General features: G+C 64.4%; 2 protein-coding genes. Both read right to left on the bottom strand.

Going from position 1 to position 2,719, the window contains the following annotated elements:
* A partial coding sequence (gene hutH / locus EOA85_RS32015; protein ID WP_127212398.1) for a histidine ammonia-lyase occupies nucleotides 1–1,443 on the bottom strand: 1,443 nt, incomplete at its 3' end.
* A complete protein-coding gene (hutI, locus tag EOA85_RS32020; RefSeq protein WP_127212399.1) occupies nucleotides 1,440–2,675 on the bottom strand; it encodes an imidazolonepropionase in 1,236 nt (411 codons plus the stop codon). The genes hutH and hutI, both read right to left, overlap by 4 nt.
* Nucleotides 2,676–2,719: the final 44 nt, after the last annotated feature.

Genomic DNA, 2,719 nt, shown 5'->3' on the forward strand with positions numbered 1-2,719 from the left:
GAAATGCCGGTCATTGTCGAGATGCGGCACCTCGGCCCTGACCAGCCTGCGCACCGCTTCGAGCGGCGCGCTCGATGCCAGCGGCGCATGGAAATCGCAGCCTTGCGCAGCGGCCAGCAATTCGATGCCGATGACGGCCGTCGCATTCTCGACCATGCCGATCAACCGGCGCGCGCCATGCGCTGCCATCGAGACGTGGTCTTCCTGATTAGCCGAGGTCGGGATCGAATCAACGCTGGCCGGATAAGCCTTCTGCTTGTTTTCCGAGACGAGTGCTGCCGCCGTCACCTGCGGGATCATGAAGCCGGAATTCAAGCCGGGCTTCGGTGTCAGGAAAGCCGGCATGCCCGACAGCGCCGGGTCGACCAGCATGGCAATGCGCCGCTCCGACAGCGAACCGATCTCGCAGACGGCGAGCGCGATCATGTCAGCAGCGAAGGCCACAGGCTCGGCGTGGAAATTGCCGCCGGAAAGCGCAGTGTCGTCCTCGGCGAAGATCAGCGGATTGTCGGTGACGCCGTTGGCCTCGGTGCCCAGCGTGTCGGCGGCCTGGCGCAGCACGCTGAGCGCCGCGCCCATCACCTGCGGCTGGCAGCGGAGGCAGTACGGATCCTGCACCCGCTCGTCGCCGAGGCGATGCGATTCGCGAATGGCGCTGCCGGCCATCAGGTTGCGCAGCGCCTCTGCCGTCTCGATCTGGCCGGGATGCTTCCTGAGCAGATGGATGCGCGGATCGAAGGGGGCGTCGGAGCCCTTGGCGGCATCGGTCGAAAGCGCGCCGGCCACCAGCGCCGACTGATAAAGCACTTCAGCGTCGAACAGGGCGGCCAATGCATAGGCGGTCGAGAACTGCGTTCCGTTGAGCAGCGCCAACCCCTCCTTGGCGCCAAGCGTGACCGGCTCCAGCCCGTGTGAGACAAAAGCGACCTTGGCCGGAAACCGGCCATGCGGGGTAAAGCACTCGCCGACGCCGATCATCACCGCCGTCATGTGCGACAGCGGCGCAAGGTCGCCGGATGCGCCGACCGAGCCTTGCGCCGGCACCACCGGAATGACGTCGTTGGCCAACATCGCCTCCAGCAATTCGATGGTGTGTGGCCGAACGCCGGAGGCGCCCTGCGCCAGGCTGGCAAGCTTCAGTGCTATCATGAGCCGGCAAACAGCGACCGGCATCGGTTCGCCGACGCCGGCGGCATGCGACAGCACGATGTTGCGCTGGAGCGTCTCGAGGTCGGCGGGGGGAATGCGGACGCTGGCCAATTTGCCGAAACCGGTGTTGATGCCATAGACCGGCTCACCCCTGGCGACGATCCGCGCAACCGCCTCGGCGCTCGCCCTAATCTTCGGCCGGCAGGCAGCGTCCAGCTTCGGCACCGCGCCACGATAGATTTCGCGCCAGTCGGCCAGCGTTGTGTTGCCCGGCTTGAGTTTGAGTTCGCTCATCGTCCTCTCCAGATTCGGGCATGCAGCGGGTTGAAGCCCATGCGGTAGACGAGCTCGGCCGGGCGGTCGATATCCCAGATCGCCAGGTCGGCTGATTTTCCAGCCTCCAGCGTACCGGTCTGTCCGAGCAGTCCCAGCGCGCGGGCGGCCTCGCGGGTGACACCGGCAAGGCATTCGTCAACAGTCAGACCGAACAAAGTCGCCGCCATGTTCATGGTCAGCAGCAGTGAGGTCAGCGGCGATGTGCCGGGATTGCAGTCCGTGGCGACCGCCATTTTGACGCCGTGCTGGCGAAACAGACCGATCGGCGGCTTCTTGGTCTCACGGATGAAATAGTAGGCGCCGGGCAGGATCGTCGCCACGGTTCCTGCCCTCGCCATCGCCGCCGCACCCGCCTCGTCAGTGTATTCGAGATGGTCGGCCGACAGGGCGCCATAACGCGCCGCAAGTTCTGCGCCGTGCAGATTGGACAATTGGTCAGCGTGGAGTTTTACCGGCAGATTTAGCGGCTTGGCCGCGTCGAACACGCGAGAAATCTGCTCGGGCGAAAAAGCGATGCCTTCGCAAAAACCGTCGACCGCATCGGCCAGGCCCTCGGCAGCGACGGCCGGCAAAATCTCCTTTGCGACCAGATCGATAAAAGCGTCCTTGTCGCCTTTCGCTTCAGGCGGCAGGGCATGGGCGCCGAGGAAGCTCGTCCTTATTGTTACTGGATGATGTTCGCCCAGGAGCCGCGCGGCGCGCAGCGATTTCCTCTCGTTTTCAAAATCGAGCCCGTAGCCCGACTTGATCTCGATGGTGGTGAGGCCTTCCGCGATCAACGCGTTGAGGCGCGGCACCGACTGCGCTACCAGCTCGTGCTCGCTGGCAGCGCGCAGCGCCTTGACCGACGAGACGATGCCGCCGCCCGCTCGAGTCACCTCCTCATAAGTCGCGCCGGCCAGCCGCATCTCGAATTCGTTAGCGCGGTTGCCTGCATGGACCAGATGAGTGTGGCAGTCGATCAGGCCCGGCGTTATCCAACGCCCTTCGCAATCTATAATCTCGGCTGCTTGGCCCAGCGCTGCCGGCATGTCGGCTTCCGGGCCGGCATAGACGATCAGGCCATCGCGCGCGGCGATCGCGCCGTCTTCGACGATACCCAGTGCGGCGGCGCTGTCAGCCATGGTTGCCAAACGCGCATTGCGCCAGAGGCGAACCTCCCCTGCCCGACCTTTGCTCTCTCCTGCCATCATCTTTTCCGTTTCAATCTGCGGCGATATGTATATACATATTG

Source organism: Mesorhizobium sp. M5C.F.Ca.IN.020.29.1.1 (genome assembly GCF_003997375.1).
GTDB lineage: Bacteria > Pseudomonadota > Alphaproteobacteria > Rhizobiales > Rhizobiaceae > Mesorhizobium > Mesorhizobium wenxiniae.

Excerpts from the sequence above, each read along its gene's own strand:
- hutI (WP_127212399.1), bottom strand. The coding sequence starts at position 2,675 with ATGGCAGGAGAGAGCAAAGGTCGGGCAGGGGAGGTTCGCCTCTGGCGC.